Below are 19364 nucleotides of genomic sequence, written 5' to 3'. Positions count from 1 at the left end.
ACAATAATTAAAAATACGCAATCTGTAAGATATCATACAGTCTGTTGAAATGTGTTAGATAATATGTGAAGATAAAATATTTGCAAGCATGTAACTAATAAAGTAACATGTACATAACAAATATACAGAGGTGATCAAAAATGAAATATATTATTACTGGTGCCACAGGGCATTTAGGCTCACAAATATTGAAAGAAGTTATGGAACTTGTACCTAACTCAGATATAAGTGTTGGGGTACACACTGTTAGTAAGGCCAGCAACTTAGCTGATCAAGGAATCGAAGTTTTACCGATCGACTATCTGAATGAAACTATGATGGTCAAGGCTTTAACTGGCAAGGATGTATTTGTTTATGTTCCAAGTAAGAGCCACGATAGTTTCAGCCGTGTAACTGAGTTAGAAAATGTAATTGCTGCTGCTGAAAAAGCTCGAGTAGGACATATTTTAGCGATGGGCTTTATTGCGGACCAAGAAAATAATCCTTTTGATTTGTCCGCGTTTTATGGATACTTACCACGTCGATTAGCAGAATCAGACTTGAACTACACGATCATTAAGAACGCTTTGTACGCTGATCCTTTGGTTCCTTATTTACCAGAATTGGTTGAACGCAAAAATGTGATTTATCCGATAGGTAATAAATCACTGTCATTTATTAGTTTGGAAGATAGTGCTAAGGCATTCGCCAAGGTTGCTACAACTGAAGGATTGCGCTTGAATGGTAAAATTTATACGTTAACTCAAAATAAAAATTACACAATGCCTGTTCTAGCTGAAGTTTTGTCAGAAGTATCTGGATCAGAGATTGGTTATCAACCAGTAACGGTCCAAGAATTCGCTGATATGTATGACGAAGGTGGAGAAGGGCACATGTTAGGTTCGATGTATCAAGCTGGTGCCATGGGATTACTCGATGTCGTTACGGATGATTTTGAACAAATCATGGGACATTCTGCAACTGATCTAAAAGATTTCTTGAATTCAAAAATAAATTAGTTACAAAAAATGAGAGTTTAGGTTATTAGCCTAAGCTCTCATTTTTTTGTGATCTCTTTTGCTTTTTGTTTCACCAAAATCGTTTCGATCAAGTCCTCTAAGGTCGTGTCATTGAGTTTTCGCTGTGCAGAAATTTTTGCTTGTTCATAATAGTCGCCTAAAACGTCTTGGATATTACCACCGACGATACATTCAGGGTTAGTTTTTTTATCCAATTCAAACAGTGGTTTATTGCCCTCTGTGGCGAAGTATATGTCTAGTAAAGTTATATCCTTAGGTTGCTTAGCTAGTTTTGGTTCGGCAGATCCTTGCTTAGTATCTATCAAACCAGCTTCACGTAGAACGCTCATCAATCGACGAACAACGACCGGAGAGGTTTCCACACTACCTGCGATGACCTCACTGGATAGCTTGATATGCTTGTATATCTCTAAAAAAGCCAAAATATGAATCGAATCACTGAAACGGGTAGATACACGCATTGTGTGACCTCCTTTGTCTATAATGGTGTAACACTATTAATTACAGTTAATATTAAATACTTTTAGATTATAAGTCAATTAATTAATACTATAAGCGTATCGGTTGACAATGATATATAAAAATTATATTCTAGTTGTAACTTATTGAGTTACATAGAACGTGCTAAAAAAGGGTGTTTATATGATTGAGTTTAAAAATGTATATAAAAGATACGATAACAATGATAATACCGCAATTAATGATCTAAATCTTCAGATTAAAGATGGAGACTTTTTTGTTTTGGTTGGACCTAGTGGAAGTGGGAAAACTACAACTTTGAAGATGATAAATCGTCTGATAAGTCAAACGTCAGGTGAAATAACTATCGATGGTAAAAATATCGATGAGTTTGACATACAAGCCATGAGGTTACAGATGGGATATGTTTTGCAAAATATCGCATTATTCCCCAATCTAAATATTGAGGATAATATTACTATCCAACCGGAGTCATTGAAGTGGCCTAAAGAAAAAAGACATCAGGTGGCGACTGACTTACTAGAAAAGGTCGGACTTGATCCTAACAAATACTCTAAAAGAATGCCGCACGAATTATCCGGTGGAGAGCAACAACGGGTGGGTATTGTTAGAGCCTTAGCATCTAATCCCAAGGTAGTTTTGATGGATGAGCCATTTAGTGCGCTTGATCCGATATCGCGTAATCAACTACAAGAATTGGTTTTGAAGCTACATCAAGAGATGAACATGACATTTATTTTTGTCACTCACGATATGAATGAAGCTTTGCGTTTGGGAAATACGATTGCGATCATGCGTACCGGACACTTAGAGCAGATCGGTAGCCGTGATGAAATCATCAATAATCCTAAAAACCAGTTTGTCGATGGTTTTTTCAAAAATCAACATAATGATGATAAGAAGATCAAACTGATCATAGATAGTCAGATTTGCGAGGAAGTTTCGGGAGATGAAGCTGAATTAAGTGAAGAAGAAAATATTTCTGATTTAGCAAATCTTTTAAAGTCTAATGATTTTGCCTTAGTAAAGAGTTCTGATGATAGGGTTTGGAAAGTCACTACTCAAAATCTATTGAATTATCTAGCAGGGGATGGTGAGTAGCGTGTCAGGGATTATTCATGTTTTCAAAACGCAGGGAAACGATATTTTAAGTTCCGTTGGTCAACATATTTCAATTTCATTGATTTCATTATTGATTGCAGCAGTTATCGCTATTCCTTTAGCAATTATCTTGATGAATCATAAAAAGGCAGCCGAATTGATTCTGAACATAACTAGCGTATTACAGACGATTCCAAGCTTAGCATTATTAGGAATGTTGATTCCGTTGGTGGGGATTGGTACAGTGCCGTCAGTTATTGCATTGGTTGTTTATGCAGTGATGCCGATATTTCAGAATACCTATTCTGGATTGACGACGATTGATCCCAACCTTGAAGAAGCCGCGGAAGCCTTTGGGCTTTCTCGTAGGAAAAAGTTAATAAAGATCGAGATTCCACTAGCCATGCCGATGATTATTTCCGGATTGCGTATCGCAATGGTAATGATTATTGGTACAGCCACATTGGCAGCCTTGATCGGTGCGGGTGGATTAGGTACTTATATTCTGTTGGGAATCGAAACTAATAATAATTCACTATTGATTATCGGTGCAGTTCTTTCTGCAATTTTAGCGTTGATTTTCAGTGGATTGATTCGTGGGATCTCCAAATTATCATTGAAGAAGATTGGAATTATTTTTGCGACGCTAGTTGTTTTGATCGGAGGCGTAGCTGGGTATCGTACCATCGCTAATCCCCAAACAACTATCACTATCGCCGGTAAAATGGGTAGTGAGCCACAGATCCTGATCAACATGTATAAGGATTTGATCGAACAAGATAATCCGAATATCAAGGTGACGACTAAGCCTAACTTTGGTGGAACATCATTCTTATACAAGGCTTTGAAGTCTGGCTCGATCGATATTTATCCAGAATTCACAGGTACAGTCTTGGAATCATTGGTTAAAACCAAAAAAGGTGCCACGCATAATCCAGAAGAGACATATAAGTTGGCGAAGTCTCTGTTGAAATCACAGGAGAATCTCGAATACTTGAAACCCATGAAGTATGAGAATGGATATGCACTAGTAGTTAAGAAGAGCTTTGCCAAAAAGTATAACTTGAAAAGTGTATCTGACTTGATCGCCATCGAGAGCAAGATCAATGCTGGATTTGATCCCGACTTCTATCAATTGAGCGATGGATATCCCGGTATCAGCAAGGCTTATCATTTGAAATTTGATCACACTCAAACAATGGAAGCTTCGATTCGATATAAAGCTATTGCGAATGACAAGGTCAACTTAGTCGATGGATATACTACTGACCCTCAGATTCAAGAATACGATTTAGTAGCTTTGAAAGATGACAAGAGCTTTTTCCCACCATACCAAGGAGCTCCACTGATGTCTGAAAAGATACTAACCAAGTATCCAAAGATCAGACAGTCGCTAAATAAATTAGCTGGCAAAATCAGCGAAACGGATATGCAAGAAATGAACTATCGCGTAGCTGTTAAACATGAAAAAGCAGCTAAAGTTGCTCGTGAATACTTAGTCGAACACGGATTATTGGATAGATAAGGAGAATGACTTATGAAAGCAGTGATGGTTAGAAAAGCGGGTGGCCCAGAAGTGTTGGAGTATACAGATGTTCCGACACCTGAAGTCAAGTCCGGCTGGAGTTTGATCAAGGTAAAGGGATTCGGTATCAATCATTCAGAGATATTCACTCGCGAAGGTAAGTCACCTAGTGTTAAATTCCCAAGGATATTGGGGATCGAAGCCGTTGGTGTTATTGAGCAAACGACTGATTTACTGGTTGGTCAAAAGGTAATGACCTTCATGGGTGAGATGGGTCGAGAATACGACGGGAGCTATGCGGAATATGTCCTCGTACCAAACAAGCATATCTTCCCGATCACTACCGATCTCTCCTGGTCAGATTTAGCAGCCATCCCGGAGACTTATTACACTGCTTATGGCGCATTGACTGGACTGCAGTTACATGACGATGATTCATTATTGATTCGTGCGGGAACTAGTGGAGTGGGTGTTTCTGCTGTGAAATTAGCTAAGGCGATGAAAAAAGTCATGGTGACTAGTACGACGAGGAACATGGATAAATCAGACCTGCTAAAATCTGTTGGGGTTGATAATGTAGTCTTAGATGACCACGGCATCTTACAGACTGATCAAAAGTTCGATAAGATTTTGGACTTGATGGGTCCCAAAACAGTTCCTGATTCACTCAAACTATTGAATAAGTTTGGCATTGTTAGTTCAACTGGACAATTAGGTGGCGTCTGGGATCTGAATGATTTCGATCCGATCATGGGAATACCAAATAATCGATATTTGACATCATTTTATTCAGGTGATGTGGATGTAGACTTATTGAATGATTTGATCAAATTGATCGAAGACCAGCACATAGATGTCAGTCCAACGAAGATATTCACCTTAGATCAAGTATCGCAGGCACACGAATATTTACAGAGTGGTCACAGCTTCGGCAAGATCGTAGTGTTACCATAATCATCATGAAAAAAGTTCAACTAAGACGGATTCACTAATTCGACTTAGTTGGACTTTTTTGCTTGAAATGTAACGGTAACAAAAATGTAACCGTAAACTTCATAAATAATTCAAATATCATTATTACAATTTAATTTGTAATGTAAGTTTTACTGATTTTACGGAGAGGGAGTTTTGGTTATGAATTTCAAGAAATATGCAGTACTGTCGCTGGGATTGTGGACATTGGGATTCGGAGTTTATGAATCACAACCCATGATCGCTAGTGCAGACGAACAAACTACAACGAGCGAACAAGTAAAAACTACATTATCCAGTAGTAACAGTGTTTATTGGTATGATGGATCAGTTAAATTACCTGACATTACAGGGGACAACCTAACTGATCCAGTCGTAGCCCACTTTAGTGCGGGACAATCAGAAGTTGGTTCACGGTATGTGTCGATCGTTGTGAACCCAGAGGATAATACTCAGTATTCATTTGCTAATGAATTAGATGATAATGGCAAGATCTTGCTGCAAGGTAAAGTCACCGTTGGGGATGTAAAAGTAAAATACGTCGATACTGATGGTAATGAAATTTCGCAGAGCACAGAAGCTAGTCATTCAAATAATCCAGCTGATTCTGATTATTTGAATTATACGACGAACCAATTAAACATCGCTGGATACAGCTTTTTAAAGATGGATGAAAACAGCCTACCTGCCAATGGTACGCTATCAGGTACAGGTGGCACGGTGACTTATGTTTATAACAAAATTGATAATAACTCACAAATAAATAATAATAATTCAGTAACGGATTCAGCTAATTCCGGTACTACAACTAGTTCTTCGACGGAAACATCTAATAGTGATAACGATGATGCACAGTCTGAAAATAACCAACCTATTAGTCAGGCAGCAACAACTAGTAGTGCCACAGATTCAACCACTAGTTCGAGTGGTTCAGCCAATTTGTTAAAGAGTAGTTCCACAGCAGCTGACACTAATACGAACAGTCAGCTTCAACAATCAGGTTTGTTGTCACAACCAGCTACGTCAACTACTAAATCTAACAAAGCCAATACTAGTCAGACGGTGGGACAGACAGGTGCGGATCAAGGAGACGTTCTGGATTCAAATACGGATTACTACATCACACTAGCAAGTTTTTCGTTAGTATCATTGTTAGGATTAGTTGGAATCAGTCTCATTAAACACTAACTTTTATTTTAGTAGGAGAAGGGGAAATTTTGAAAATAAAAATTACAGTACCAAAAGTAAATGAATATCGAGATGTGACTTTTTCACAAATCAAAGAAAATGATACGATTCGTGAATTAAAAATGTCATTGTTAGTACCAGAGACTGACCATGCTAAGCCATCAGTCTTGTACTTTCCGGGCGGTGGATTCACCTCTGCCAATTATCACAAGTACATCCAGATGCGCACGGCCATTGCTCAGCGAGGGATAGTGGTCGCCGCTGCAGAGTACCGTGCCGTACCTAATGCCTTTCCAGATATATTAAATGATGGGAAGAATGCGTTGGGATATTTGCGGAACAATGCTAAAAAATATGGCATCGATCCTGAGCGAATCGCTGTGATGGGAGATTCTGCAGGTGGATATTTAGCGCAGTTTTTGGGTACAACAGCTGAAAAGCGCGAATACATTCCTGATACAGGAGATGTTGATGATACGACAGTTTCAGCGGTGGTCTCTCTCTATGGAATCTCCGACTTATTGACGATCGGTAAGGGATTGAACGCTGATTTTCACGCCTCTACTACTTCAACTGAGGCTTTATTAGTTAACGGAGTTTCATTTGGTGAGGATACAGCGTGCTCTATCACGGAGGTTGAAGAGAACGCGAAGTTCGCTAGTCCGATCGACCACGTCAAAAAAGGCCTGGCACCATTTTTGTTGATGCACGGTGATGCCGATACGGTGGTTTCTCCATACCAAGCTGAAGAGATGGAGCAACGTTTGAGGGATAACAGCGTGCCCGTCGACAAAATTATTGTTGAAGGTGCTGATCATGCCACGATCGAATGGTATCAACCGGAAGTGATCAATTTAGTTGCAGATTGGTTAGTCAATCATCTGTTTTAAATATTTTTTCGTTAAATAAATCTGCGAATATTTTGGAGCGTGTCTCGTAAGTTCCAACCTGCGTTGATTTAGAATCACTTACTAATTGGGCCAGCAAGTAGTACATATTACCTAGCATGTAATGCGAATCATGAGAAGTAGCAAATTCGATGCCATGGATAAGCCAGGTGATCGCCTCTGCGTCGTGATCTAGCAACCGTGCAGAATATGCCGCTAAATAAAATAGTGCGATTTGATTAGTCTCATATTTTGCCGTTGAAAATTTTTGAAATGCTAGTTTGAGGTAATGTTCCGACTCCAATTTTAGTTGGTCCTGAGCAAGGATGGCTGACATGGAAATAGCAGCCAGTCGATCCAAGGTAGATAATTTTGAATGTCGATTGGTCGTTGACAAGGCTAATTTGAAATTCAACTTGGCATTGAAATGATCGTCGTCAGCCTGTACGTAACTGACACCTAGATAATAATGATAGGCTTGTGTTTCTCGTTCGGTTTCGACCGCATGGATGGTTGCAGGTAGGAGCAAGAATTCCTTTAGCTGTTGATATTGGTGATTGTTACACAATAATATAATCTGTTTATTTAATTTATCAAAGCGGCTTATTTGGTAATTTTCATCTAAATATAAATCATCTAGTTTTATTTGTAACTTCTTACAGATGGCCATTAAGATTTGCGAATTAGGAATGTATTTTTGGGCTTCTATTGCAGAGATCATCGGTTGCGTACAAATGCCGTCAGCAAGTTCCGACTGTGTCAGACCGAGCTTTTGCCGTTTTTCTTTAATAAACGTACCTAAGTCATTCATCTATTCCACCTAAATTCCAATTTGTTGTAAATAAAATAATCTCATATCTAATATTTTTAGGAAAGTATTAACCTCTATTTAAGTATTTATGTGGAAGCGGTATCATATAGATAGACATAGTTTTGGCTATGTTGTATGATTGCCTATAAATCTTAGAGGGACGGAGAGTGAAGCCCAATGAAGCAAGAAGATTTGGAGGGACTGAGACTAGTCCTTTCAAAGTTATACGAAACTCTTGATATGGCGCTTGAAAGTAATAAGCTTGCGGGAAAAGCTATTTTAAATGTCTATAGAGAATTAGACGATGTCAATGATATTAATAATCGAACATTACTTTCATTGGAATCGTACTTGGGTCGACTATCATTGTTCGAAGATTTTGAATTAACTAAAGATGGGAAAAACTTATATAAACAAATTGAAACTATTGATAGGAAGTATACTACCGTATCTTCAGTTAATAACACGTTTAACGGACAGTAAAAATAAAAAGCAGGTGTATATTTATGAAAATGACAGACAATACAGAAGCAAAGAGACTTTTATCAGAATTATACACGGATATCAATAACAACAAAGAAATCGATAAAGATGACTATTCGAAGAATCTAGTGTTGAGAACTTACAATCTACTCGACAAGAATTATTCTTTCAACTATTTGTTTGGTCGATTAAAAGATGACACACAAGTCACTCGAACTTTGCGACAAATGGACGAAGGAAAAGATTACGAAGACAAGATCAGCTATCTTGCAAAAGGCGTTAACTACGCCATATATTAATAATTGAATATAATAAAAAAATTGCCGTGATCAAATTCACGGCAATTTTTTGTTCTACTTTTAGTTAAGGGGATGTTTTTTGAATATCAATCCAGATGACTATATGTGTAAAAAATGAATAAGCATGTATACGTTTATATTTATTGTGGTAATATAACATTAAAGAAATAATAAGGGGGAGAAGAGAGGTAACGCTTTCAAGTTGAATTATATAGTTGATTTTTTAGTTACTGCTTTGGGGAAAGCTGTATCCTGTTTAGGGCATAAAATACTTGTATAGATTAAAATAAAGGCAAAAAATAGTGATGAGGATTTCCACACACAGTTAAAATAATCGACTAATATTTTTGAAATTTTCAATTTGAAATTGAGTAATTAATATATATTTATAGGGAGGAAATATGTATGGTTAAACATAAATTATTATTTACAAGTGTGGCAGCTACGCTATTATCAGTTGCTATTCTTAATAGTCAAACTAGTAATTCAGTATCAGCAGCTGAGGTTGCTGAACCGCAAATAACTCAACAAGCAGCAGTCTCTGAATCTACAGTTACTGCACCACAAATCTCTGAGGCAAGTCAAGCATCAACATCTACTGCTGAATCAACGGTGGATCAAGATACTTCTGGACAATCCAATGCCTTACAAACTGAACAGACTGCAACTACCGATAACAATTCAGTAAATGATAATTTATCAAACACAGATGCAGTAAATAGTAATAATTCAGCATCTGAAGGTGTAATAAAAGTTGAACCAGCTAATGCTTCACAAAATCAAGTGGTGAAGTATTATGCGGATGACAATAGTTATCTAGCTAATAATCAACAAACTTATTATTTACTTGATAATGGATTCTCAAATGCAGAATTCAGCACATCTAGCTATAGGGATAGTTACCATCTAAGTTCACGTGCTGAACAAGAAGGCCAAATCTACTACTTAGTCAATATCGACAATTCCCCAGTCTTTTGGGTTAAAGATAATGCTTTAAGTTCAGTTGAAGTTAAACAAGAAAATGTCAAACTTGAAAATAAAATTGGAGTTATCTCTTATTTACAAGGCTATGGAGCAGCTGTTTGGCGTGATGCAGGACAAAATGGTACTACGGGAACATATCTACCAAATGGATCTGCTTGGCAATTAGCCAATTACCGCGATCAAGACAATCAACGTTGGTATCAAGTAGGTCTTGACGAATGGGTTTCAGGACAATATCTGACAATAGCAGATACTACTAAAACTAGCAGCTACTTAGACACTCCTTGGATTAGCCAATACGCACCTGTATTCGCTCCTTGGGGCTGTGCATCTGCAGCAATGGCAATGCTTTTGCAAAATGCTGGTGTAGCTAATACTGGTTCATACGCTTGGCTCAAAAATGCCCAAGACAATTTGCCAATGTACCCAACATACGCTGACGGTCAAAAAGGTAATGTTTATACTGGTGAAGGCTTTGGATGGGTAATTAATGCCAATGGATTAACAGAGTTTGGTAAACGTTATTCTTCAAAGGTTGTTAATATTTCTGGTGCTAATGCAGATACTATCGCCAGTTTAGTAAAAAGTAATCATGCTGTCCTATATTATGGATACTCTTCATATGATGCAGTTGGTCCAAGAAATCACTGTAAGGTTATTGTAGGATTTAGTCCTAGTTTAGGCTTTGCTGTGCAAGATCCATTGTATTATCCTAATAAAATGGCTGCTGGACAAGGCGGACATAATCGTTGGGATATGGGTGCCATTCATTGGGAAAGTCTTGATACATTCAATCAAGAATATAATGGCTCAGCTATTACTATTCAATAATTATTAAAAAATTTGGGTCTAAAATGAATCGAATTGATGAGATATTTTAGACTTTGGGCACACTCGAGGGAGTGTGTCTTTTTTTATCTTATTATGGCAGTAAATCGACATTTTCCATCATAAAATCAATAAAATATTGGCTGGCTATCGGTAACATGATTTTCTTTTGACTGATGATACCGATCTTTCTAGTTAATTCTGGTTTAATCGGCAAAATAGCCACTTGATACGCCGTTTTTCGCAAAACTAGTTCAGGTAGAATACTCACACCTAGGCCTAATTCAATCATGGAGAGAATGGAATAATCATCGTGAACTTTCAACTTAACATTGGGTTGAAGATTAGCCTCCGCAAAAGCCGCCAATGGTTCGCTGTATGAACCTTCTTCTAATTCTAAGAAGGGTTCAGATGCTAAGTCCTCCAAGGTGACGAAACTTTGTTTAGCCAAATGATGGTTTGGCGGTAATACGGCCCTTAAATATCCAGATTTAACGAATTGAACTTGGGTATTTGGCAGGGCATCGGGACTGACGAAACCGAAGTCAGTTTGATTAGTTCGAACCCATTCAGGAATGGTCGTATAGTCGCCTTGGTGCAAAATAAAATTGACTTGTGGATATTTTTCCTGAAATTTTTTGATTAGTAACGGTAACCAATGTGCAGAAATACTAGAAATAGTTCCAATCCGGACGGTTCCAGAACTTAGTCCTTTGATTTCTTGAACTTTTTCCTGCATTGCTTGATATTGGCGAATGGTATTTTGAATCAAGGGATATATTTGAGCGCCCTCTAAGGTCAGACTTACACCTGAATGTGAGCGATACAGTAGTTTAATTGAAAATTCATCTTCTAAACTAGCAATCATGTGGCTGACAGCCGATTGGGTATAGCCTAGCTCTAAAGCGGCCTTGGAAAAACTATGTAGTTCAATTACTTTTTGTAAGGCCAATAAACGTTTCATCGTATTAATTCCCTTCATATTAGTATTACTATTATTTGTTTTACTAATGATGGAATTTACTATACATTATCCTTATACAGACAACAAGGAGTTGAGCAAATGTCTTTTCAAACTGTCAAAAAGTATTTTGATCAATTAGGTCTGGACGATCGTGTGATCCAGCTTAACGAATCAAGTGCGACTGTCTTAGAAGCCGCGCAAGCCTTAAACTGTCAACCGGCTCATATTGCTAAAACTTTATCATTTTTTATTGATGAACAACCAATATTAGTCGTGATGACGGGAGACACCAAAATTGATAATCATAAGTTCAAAAGTGAATTTCGACAACGACCGAAAATGATCCCGGGTGCACAAGTTGAAGATGCCATTGGACATGCTCCTGGCGGAGTTTGCCCATTTGTGACTAAGCCGGGTGTAAAAATCTTTTTGGATATTTCTTTGAAACGATTTTCAGTCCTCTATCCGGGTGGCGGCGACAGTAATAGTGCTATTCAATTATCACAATCAGAACTTGAAAAATACATTAATGCCGAGCGTTGGGTTGATGTCGGTAGGTTAGTGAACTAGTAGAGAAAGGGAGTCTTATAATGTTCAAAAGTTACGTGGTTGATGCTTTTACAGATGAAGTTTTTAAGGGTAATCCAGCGGCGGTACTGTTTTTACCACAATATCCAAGTGATCAATTGATGCAAAATATTGCGATGGAAAATAAATTATCAGAAACGGCTTTTGCCGTCAAACATGATAGTACCTATTATGATCTGCGTTGGTTCACTCCAGGTGGTGAAATCGATCTATGTGGTCACGCCACTTTGGCGACGGGTTTTCTAGTATTTAAATACGCCGCTCCCGAAAATAGCGATACAGTAACTTTCAAAACTAAGAGTGGGGAGTTAACGGTAACTAAAAAAGGTGACCTGTATGAAATGAATTTTCCTTCTTACGATTTGAAACCAGTTCCTGTGACTGAAGCAATGACGACTGCTTTTGGTGCTCAGCCAGAAGAGGCGTACATGGGTAGAGATCTTTTATGTGTCTTTCCAGATGGAACTGATATTGAACAACTTACTCCCAACATGGACCAGTTGAGTCAATTAGACGGTTTGTTACAGCATGCCACGGTCGCAAGTGATAGTTATGATTGTGCCTCTCGTTCTTTTGGCCCCAAGTTAGCAGTGCCAGAAGATCCTGTCTGCGGCAGTGGCCACTGTCACATTGTTCCTTATTGGGCTAAGCGCTTGGGTAAAACTAAAATAACAGCCTATCAGGCATCGGCTCGTTCAGGTGTATTATATTGCGATTATCAAGGTTCACGAACTTTATTAAGTGGCAATGCCGCTCTTTATTCAGCTAGTGAAATCTATGTTTAGTGGTCGCAATTATTACTGAATCGAAGGTGAATAGTAATGAAAAAGTTAGGCATTATTGGTGGAATCGGCCCTGAAGCGACGGTTAATTATTATTTAGATGTGATCAAGCAAACGCAACAAATTCTTGGAACCGATAAACAGCTTCCGGAAATCGTTATTAACAGTATTAATATGTACCGTATGTTTGAATTATTAGACCAGAAGAATTATTCAGCCGTGGTTGATTATCTTGTCAAAGCAACTAATCAATTACAGGCGAGTGGAGCTGATTTTGGATTGATGTGTGGCAATACCCCGCATATCGTTTTTGATCAAGTTCAACAACAAACCACATTACCACTACTGAGTATCGTAACGGCGACCTTAAAACGAGCACAAGACTTACAATTGAAGCGTTTGGCCCTTCTTGGGACCAAGTTCACTATGCAAAATAAGTTTTTCAGTCAACCTTTTATTGATGCTGGCATCGAGATAGTATTGCCTAGTATGACAGAACAAACTTGGCTGCATCAAAAGATTGTTGATGAATTAGAAAATGGCTTAGTAAAAAAAGATACAAAGCAGGAATTACTGAGTATGGCACAACAGTTGATTGAGCAGAATAAATTAGATGGCATTATTTTAGGTTGTACAGAGCTTCCGTTGATCCTTCGACCTACAGATTTTTCAATCAAAGTTTTAGATATTGCACAGATTCACATCGAACGGGCGACAGAGTTTATCCTAAACTAAAAAAATTAATAAAATTGCTTTAAAATTTCAATTTATCCGGAATGATTTTTACTGAAAATACAAGTTGTATATTCAGTGAAAATTAATTGTTATCTAATCTTACCGTGCTTAAATATGAGTTGTGAATTAATAATATTCACAATAGAAGGTAAGATTATGAAAAAGAAATTATGGATTTTATTAGCATTACTTGCTTTCTTATTCGTGGCTGGTTGTGGTGCTAAGAAGAGTGAAACTACCAAATCAACCAAGCCAGAAGAAAAAGTTCAAACTACTAATTATCAAAATTTGCCGAACTCAGAAAGAAAAGATGTTAAATTCAAATTCATCGCTAACGAGGATGCAAACGGATATACAGTTGATTTGAAGATTAAAAATGATAGCCACAGGGATGTGAATTTCCATTCGACCTGCTTCATGATCATGGACTTACAAGATTCTAGTTTTCATGTCGTTTCAAATCTTAAACGTGTCATTACTGTGAAGTCAGGAAAATCTGCCGAACTGGGAAAAGTGTTTGAAAATATTCCTTTGAGTGTCTTTGAAGGTCAAAGTTCTTATTATTATTTGAATAAGAATTATCGTCTTGCATCTGTAAAGGATACGGAAGGATTACCTAATCAAACTACTCCAACTAATCAAGCGGGAGGCAGTGAACAAGCTGCTATGCCGAGTGCGACTGCAACATCTACTAATGCAAATAGTAATGTGCCAGTTTCAAGTCAAACTCACAGTTATACTGGTGCAACTCCGAAGGCAAATGCCGTGCAATATTCGTCAGGAAATTCTGATATGGTTCAAAATTCCGAACAAGCTGTTGGATTATACAAGCATGCATTGGCAATGGCAGGACGTACTGACATTGTTGCAGTACCCGTCCAAGGTGGATTCAAGGTATACGGTACAGATGCTCCGACCAATGTTGCTTTTATTAGTTACAGCGGCAACATGGAAATGGACGGACAAGTAACGCCATTTTCTCAATTAATTAAAAAGACATATAATGATCAACCGGGCGACTAGAATACCGTCGTCGGAATGAAAAACTAGCCAGAGGTGCTTTTTTGATATTTGCCTCAGGCTAGTTTTTTTTGCTATGCTTTAACTAAATTTATCGGGGGAGATCAGACATGGATAGTTTAGAGATACTAATACAACAATTACAGGCCATCGCACAATCTGGCAAACACTATACCAAGGATGTTTTTGATATGGAAAGATACGACCAGCTAGAAGGTGTAGCCAAGAAGTTGATGTTTCGATATACAGGAGCCAACGAAAAACAACTAGACGTATTTTTTGATTCCGACAACGGATATGTAACTCCAAAAGTCGACGTTCGAGCAGCGACATTTAATAGTGATGGCAAAATTTTATTAGTAAATGAAAAACTAGGTGGTACTTGGTCTATCCCTGGTGGCTGGGCAGATATCGGATACGCTCCTAGTGAGATCGCAGTTAAAGAAACACGTGAAGAAGCTGGCATTCATGTTGATCCTAAGCGTGTGATCGCAGTTATAGACATGCAAAAGCACGCGTATGCTAAAAAGAATCTTAGTTATATTTATAAAATTTTTATTGAATGCGCACCCGATGATAATAAATTGACGGATGTTGATAATTCCGAGACTGATGATGCGGAATATTTTACTTTGGATGAGGCCTTAAAACTAAATTTGTCGTTGAATCGTAATTTGCCTGTCGACTTAAAAAGAGCATTTGAGTGTCATAACAGTACAGTTTGGCAGACGGTTTTTGACTGATTATGGGTATTTCCAATATAAGAACTCTTATTATCGCAATTGTTCAATGCTTGCTATATTTTCACTAAACCTTAAAGGAGTGAAGTCAAATGCAAGCAATTATTCAAGATTCGTACAATGGGATTTCTGATTTAAAAATAAAAGAAATCGCTGGACCACAAATAAGTCCTTTGTCAGTGATAGTCAATACCAAGTACACTCCAGTATTACCGTACGATTGGCGGACGGAAACTGGTGAGCTTCAAAGTATCCGACCAGTTCAGTTGCCAATCGTAATTGGATACGGATTTGCGGGGATCGTGTCTAACGTTGGAGATTTACGTAGTAAAAAATGGTTAGGTAAGAGGGTTATCGGTGCGTCTCTTAATGGGTCGTCTAGTACGGTGATAGATTCGCGGATTCCGCCACTATTGTTTCAAGTCCCGGATGATGTTGAATTATCAGAGGCAGTAACGATCATTGGTGGTGCTGATGCAGCGATGGGGATTATCAATAAGACCAAGATCACTTCTGATGACGTCGTATTAATAACCGGTGCTTCTGGTGGAATCGGAACTTATCTGATTCAATTGCTCAAACTAAAAGGATCGAAAGTTATTGCCATCGGGCACAACTCGAATGTAGATTTTTTGAAGGATGTAGGTGCGGATGAAGTCATCGATTATACGCTTGATTTTTCCGAGCAACTACAACAACATACTAATATCACCACAGTGATCGACACAGCCGGGAATACGGAGATGTTAAAGCAGATCAATACATTGTTTCCTGACTTGATGCTCACTTCTATTGCGACGGAATACTTCAACTCCAGTAAGTTTAGATTCATACATCCCAATATTTTCCCCAAGGATTACCAACGATTGTTAGAGATGTTGTCTTCAGGAGAATTAAAAGCCTATATTCAAGCAACTTTTGATTTTAAGAATGTCAAAGATGCTCAGAATATGTCTAAAGATTCGCACTCTCAAGGAAGAATCTTACTAAGTTACTAGAGGTGGGAAAATGACGATAGCAGATATTGAAAATCTCATCATACCTTTTTTAAGTTATTATTTGATAATTCAGGTACTCCGGATCAGTTTGGTGATCGTAGCATTTTTTTATTTAAAGTCTTACCTTAAAAATAAAATGTAAATCAAAAAAGTTGGAGCTAGAATAAATAATTCTAGTCCCAACTTTTTTATTTTTTCTTAACAGCGATCCATATTTCACTGTATGTATCATCGGGCTGATCGCCATACCTAGTGAATGAGATATTAGGTTCATCGACTAGTTCGTAGTCAGATGACGGCAACCATTCAGAGTAGATCTTACCCCAGGTGTCTTGTAATACTGCGGGGAAACTCCCCCGATTAGGAAATATGGCCCAGGTTTGTTTTGGTATTTGAACTTGTTCGAGGTCAGAAAAAGTATTTTCTTGACTCGTCGCAAATCCAATCATGTGTGTTAATGTTCCTTGTTCATTTTGCCAAGTTTCATCGTAATTATATGAAGCATTCAAAACTTGATTAGGATAAATATCTCCTAGTTGGTGCATGTGCTTACGTTGTTCCGCGGTAATGGTTTTGGCAAGAGCTTCGATCTCAGCGTTGACCCCTTCAAATTGAATGGGAACTTGTTTAGTCACGCCTACTAAGTTAAAAGCGCCTTTATCTTCGATTTTGAATTCCATTGTGGTTCCTCCCTTAACGTTGATATAAAAAGTAAGTTTTGGGAATGCTATTTGTTGCTGATTCTTAATGATTTCTGATGGCAAATAACCAGTGAATTCCTTAAAGGCGCGTGAGAATCCCTCTAGCGACTGATATTGATATTTGAAGGCTACCTCAGTAACGGATTTTTGATTGATCAGATCATGATTTGCCAAGGCTAGTCGGCGTTTCTTGATATATTCTGATAATGAGATACCAGCGATAAATGAAAAAGTTCTTTTTAAGTGATATTCAGAAATACCCACTTGTTTGGCAGTTGAGGTTAAAGAAATCTCATCAGTCATATGATCTTCTAGGTAGTCCATCAGATTGTTTAAGTTTTTTAGCATTTTTAACACTCCCTTACTTAGTAATATTAAAGGCTGAGTAATTTATTACCTTGATATATCGGAGACAAGTTTCATCGGATTCAAGTATATCAATTTGCGAAGTTTTGTATATTTGATATACTGAAGAAAATTTAATAAATGGAGAATATTATGGATGTATTCGAAGATTTTTTAGTAGCAATCGAAGATGATTCTCACCGTGCAAGAATGATTGAGATAATTGATTGGGTGCAAGATACTTTTCCTAATTTAAACAAACGCTTCGCGTGGAAACAACCGATGTTTACTGATCATGGAACGTTTATTATCGGATTTAGTGTTGCTAAAAAGCATATTTCTGTTGCACCTGAGGAGAAGTGGATGGATCTGTTCGTCTCACAGGCGGAAGCATCAGGATACAGTCACGGTAGTAAGATGTTTAGGATTGGATTCGATCAAGAAGTGGATTATGAATTACTCCGGAGCATTATTGAGTTCAATATTGAAGATAAAAAAGATTGCGACACTTTTTGGCGAAAAAAATAAAACAAGCTAACGGGTTCTCTTCCTGTTAGCTTGTTTTAATGTGTGTTCAAATCCTACAAACGGGAGAATTAAAGCAATAATCAAAAAAAACATTGGTAGCTGATATCTTCTCCTTGTGTTACGCATGACATCACCCTAACATTAAAAACTCGATATAAAGAGTTTTTATATTTGGATAATAATTTGATACGGGGTAGATACAAACACTTTTTGTATCTGTCTATACTATGCCATGGTATGCGTAATTTCTCTAGTTTTTTGCTTACAGATTGCTATAATTTATACCTCATGAATTATGAAGGTCTATTGGAGAGGCTATAATAACTTAAAAATGTTATTGTAGATAATGCTATAATTTTTTTCATGGTAAAATCTGGTTTTAGCAGTCAGAGATGACGAGCTGTCTAGCTGGATACGTATGCTTAGAAAAATCAGAAAAATGATATTAATATTTAAATATCATGTAGGCAAGTGAGGAACGATATTGTGAAAAAACAAATAAAAATAATAATTACAATATTAATTATGGCGACTATCAGTCTATACATGCCTACCAAAGTTAGTGCCGCAAAGTCGGACTATATTCCGACCGTCTACATTCACGGACACGGTGCTGGGGCACGCTCAACTGACGACATGATCAGTTATGCTCAAAGGAATAATTATGCGACAAGAGCACTGCTAGTAGTTGTGGACAGAAATGGCATCGACCATTTTTATGGGACGATGGATAAAAATACATATCGTCCTACGGTTCAAGTGGTTTTTCGAGATAACATGAATACTAACTTCAACGTTACTAGTGGGTGGGTTCGTGAGATCATGGTTCAATTGAAACAAAACTATGGCGTCAAAAAATTTAATGTTGTTGCTCATTCGATGGGAAACATGACTTTTTTGTATTATATGTTAAATTACGGTAAAAATAAAAAATTACCTCAATTGATGAAACAAGTCGACATTGCTGGTCATTACGATGGCATTGCTGGAATTAAGGACAAGCCCAATACCAACTGGTTTATGAAGAGCGGTCGACCGGCATACATTACGTTTGACTACGGACATGCACTGAAATTACGTAAGAATTATCCGTCCAACCAAGTTGAGGTACTGAATTTTTATGGGAATTTGGATGATGGAACTAATACTGATGGTCGAGTTTCGACAGTTTCTGCACGTTCGATAAAATACATTCTGCGTGGGCGCTATAAGAGTTATCGTCAGGTGAAGATCAGTGGCTACATGGGCGAGCACAGCATGTTGCATGAGAACTCGCGAGTTGATAAGATAATGGGAAACTTCCTCTGGGGTAAATAATATTGTGATAATTAATAAGGCGGATATTTGCCTTATTTTTTTCACTCAAAGACACATTAAAATTTGTTA

Annotated in this window: 21 protein-coding genes; 17 read left to right on the top strand and 4 right to left on the bottom strand. The window is 37.7% G+C overall.

Annotated elements, in window-relative coordinates; genetic code table 11:
• Positions 1–140: 140 nt before the first annotated feature.
• On the top strand, positions 141–998 hold the full coding sequence (locus AC27FM_RS03055) for an SDR family oxidoreductase (RefSeq protein WP_487085857.1): 858 nt from the start codon (positions 141–143) through the stop codon (positions 996–998).
• Between the two features lie 38 nt (positions 999–1036).
• Here AC27FM_RS03055 and AC27FM_RS03050 read toward each other — a convergent pair whose 3' ends face one another.
• Positions 1037–1480 carry an Rrf2 family transcriptional regulator gene (locus AC27FM_RS03050; RefSeq protein WP_487085856.1) on the bottom strand — a complete coding sequence of 148 codons (444 nt, stop codon included), beginning with the start codon at positions 1478–1480 and terminating at the stop codon, positions 1037–1039.
• 181 nt (positions 1481–1661) lie between these two features.
• Between AC27FM_RS03050 and AC27FM_RS03045 the strand changes: the two genes are divergently transcribed.
• The 5 genes from AC27FM_RS03045 (at position 1662) to AC27FM_RS03025 (ending at position 7175) form a co-directional block, all read left to right on the top strand.
• On the top strand, positions 1662–2600 hold the full coding sequence (locus AC27FM_RS03045; RefSeq protein ID WP_487085855.1) for an ABC transporter ATP-binding protein: 939 nt from the start codon (positions 1662–1664) through the stop codon (positions 2598–2600).
• A 1-nt stretch (position 2601) separates the two neighbouring features.
• Positions 2602–4125: an ABC transporter permease/substrate-binding protein gene (locus AC27FM_RS03040; RefSeq protein ID WP_487085854.1), complete on the top strand. Its 1524-nt coding sequence runs from the start codon at positions 2602–2604 to the stop codon at positions 4123–4125.
• A 12-nt stretch (positions 4126–4137) separates the two neighbouring features.
• The gene (locus AC27FM_RS03035; protein ID WP_487085853.1) at positions 4138–5079 is read left to right on the top strand and encodes a zinc-binding alcohol dehydrogenase family protein; all 942 of its coding nucleotides are present in this window, start codon (positions 4138–4140) and stop codon (positions 5077–5079) included.
• 180 nt (positions 5080–5259) lie between these two features.
• A complete protein-coding gene (locus AC27FM_RS03030) occupies positions 5260–6285 on the top strand; it encodes a MucBP domain-containing protein (RefSeq protein WP_487085852.1) in 1026 nt (341 codons plus the stop codon).
• Between the two features lie 29 nt (positions 6286–6314).
• Positions 6315–7175, top strand: a complete 861-nt coding sequence (locus tag AC27FM_RS03025) for an alpha/beta hydrolase fold domain-containing protein (protein ID WP_487085851.1) — start codon at positions 6315–6317, stop codon at positions 7173–7175.
• Here AC27FM_RS03025 and AC27FM_RS03020 read toward each other — a convergent pair.
• A complete protein-coding gene (locus tag AC27FM_RS03020; RefSeq protein WP_487085850.1) occupies positions 7159–7983 on the bottom strand; it encodes a helix-turn-helix transcriptional regulator in 825 nt (274 codons plus the stop codon). The two genes, AC27FM_RS03025 and AC27FM_RS03020, sit on opposite strands and share 17 nt — an antisense overlap.
• Positions 7984–8160: 177 nt before the next feature.
• Here AC27FM_RS03020 and AC27FM_RS03015 point away from each other — a divergent pair, with 177 nt between their 5' ends.
• The 3 genes from AC27FM_RS03015 (at position 8161) to AC27FM_RS03005 (ending at position 10580) form a co-directional block, all read left to right on the top strand.
• A complete protein-coding gene (locus AC27FM_RS03015) occupies positions 8161–8466 on the top strand; it encodes a hypothetical protein (RefSeq protein WP_487085849.1) in 306 nt (101 codons plus the stop codon).
• A 23-nt stretch (positions 8467–8489) separates the two neighbouring features.
• On the top strand, positions 8490–8765 hold the full coding sequence (locus tag AC27FM_RS03010) for a hypothetical protein (protein ID WP_487085848.1): 276 nt from the start codon (positions 8490–8492) through the stop codon (positions 8763–8765).
• Positions 8766–9170: 405 nt separating this feature from the next.
• Complete coding sequence (locus tag AC27FM_RS03005; RefSeq protein ID WP_487085847.1) at positions 9171–10580, top strand: C39 family peptidase; 1410 nt, start codon at positions 9171–9173, stop codon at positions 10578–10580.
• A 91-nt stretch (positions 10581–10671) separates the two neighbouring features.
• Here the strand turns inward: AC27FM_RS03005 and AC27FM_RS03000 are convergent, their stop codons facing one another.
• Positions 10672–11541: a LysR family transcriptional regulator gene (locus AC27FM_RS03000; protein WP_487085846.1), complete on the bottom strand. Its 870-nt coding sequence runs from the start codon at positions 11539–11541 to the stop codon at positions 10672–10674.
• A 99-nt stretch (positions 11542–11640) separates the two neighbouring features.
• Between AC27FM_RS03000 and AC27FM_RS02995 the strand changes: the two genes are divergently transcribed.
• The 6 genes from AC27FM_RS02995 (at position 11641) to AC27FM_RS02970 (ending at position 16404) form a co-directional block, all read left to right on the top strand.
• The gene (locus tag AC27FM_RS02995; RefSeq protein ID WP_487085845.1) at positions 11641–12111 is read left to right on the top strand and encodes a YbaK/EbsC family protein; all 471 of its coding nucleotides are present in this window, start codon (positions 11641–11643) and stop codon (positions 12109–12111) included.
• A 20-nt stretch (positions 12112–12131) separates the two neighbouring features.
• Positions 12132–12914, top strand: a complete 783-nt coding sequence (locus tag AC27FM_RS02990; RefSeq protein WP_487085844.1) for a PhzF family phenazine biosynthesis protein — start codon at positions 12132–12134, stop codon at positions 12912–12914.
• Positions 12915–12950: 36 nt separating this feature from the next.
• On the top strand, positions 12951–13646 hold the full coding sequence (locus AC27FM_RS02985) for an aspartate/glutamate racemase family protein (RefSeq protein WP_487085843.1): 696 nt from the start codon (positions 12951–12953) through the stop codon (positions 13644–13646).
• 156 nt (positions 13647–13802) lie between these two features.
• Positions 13803–14669, top strand: coding sequence for a hypothetical protein (locus AC27FM_RS02980; protein ID WP_487085842.1), 867 nt, complete (start codon positions 13803–13805; stop codon positions 14667–14669).
• Between the two features lie 107 nt (positions 14670–14776).
• Positions 14777–15409, top strand: a complete 633-nt coding sequence (locus AC27FM_RS02975; RefSeq protein ID WP_487085841.1) for an NUDIX hydrolase N-terminal domain-containing protein — start codon at positions 14777–14779, stop codon at positions 15407–15409.
• Positions 15410–15498: 89 nt separating this feature from the next.
• A complete protein-coding gene (locus tag AC27FM_RS02970) occupies positions 15499–16404 on the top strand; it encodes an NADP-dependent oxidoreductase (protein ID WP_487085840.1) in 906 nt (301 codons plus the stop codon).
• A gap of 188 nt (positions 16405–16592) precedes the next feature.
• On the opposite strand, the gene AC27FM_RS02965 is transcribed toward AC27FM_RS02970, so the two are convergent.
• Positions 16593–17453, bottom strand: a complete 861-nt coding sequence (locus AC27FM_RS02965; RefSeq protein WP_487085839.1) for an AraC family transcriptional regulator — start codon at positions 17451–17453, stop codon at positions 16593–16595.
• A gap of 150 nt (positions 17454–17603) precedes the next feature.
• On the opposite strand from AC27FM_RS02965, the gene AC27FM_RS02960 reads away from it, so the two are divergent.
• Positions 17604–17978: an iron chaperone gene (locus tag AC27FM_RS02960; RefSeq protein WP_487085838.1), complete on the top strand. Its 375-nt coding sequence runs from the start codon at positions 17604–17606 to the stop codon at positions 17976–17978.
• Positions 17979–18464: 486 nt separating this feature from the next.
• Entirely contained in the window at positions 18465–19295 is an 831-nt protein-coding gene (locus AC27FM_RS02955; RefSeq protein ID WP_487085837.1) for an alpha/beta hydrolase, read from the top strand.
• The last annotated feature ends 69 nt before the right edge of the window (positions 19296–19364 follow it).

The sequence above is a fragment of the Companilactobacillus sp. y65-5 genome (assembly GCF_057541095.1).
This window is presented reverse-complemented; position numbering and strand designations above follow the sequence as displayed.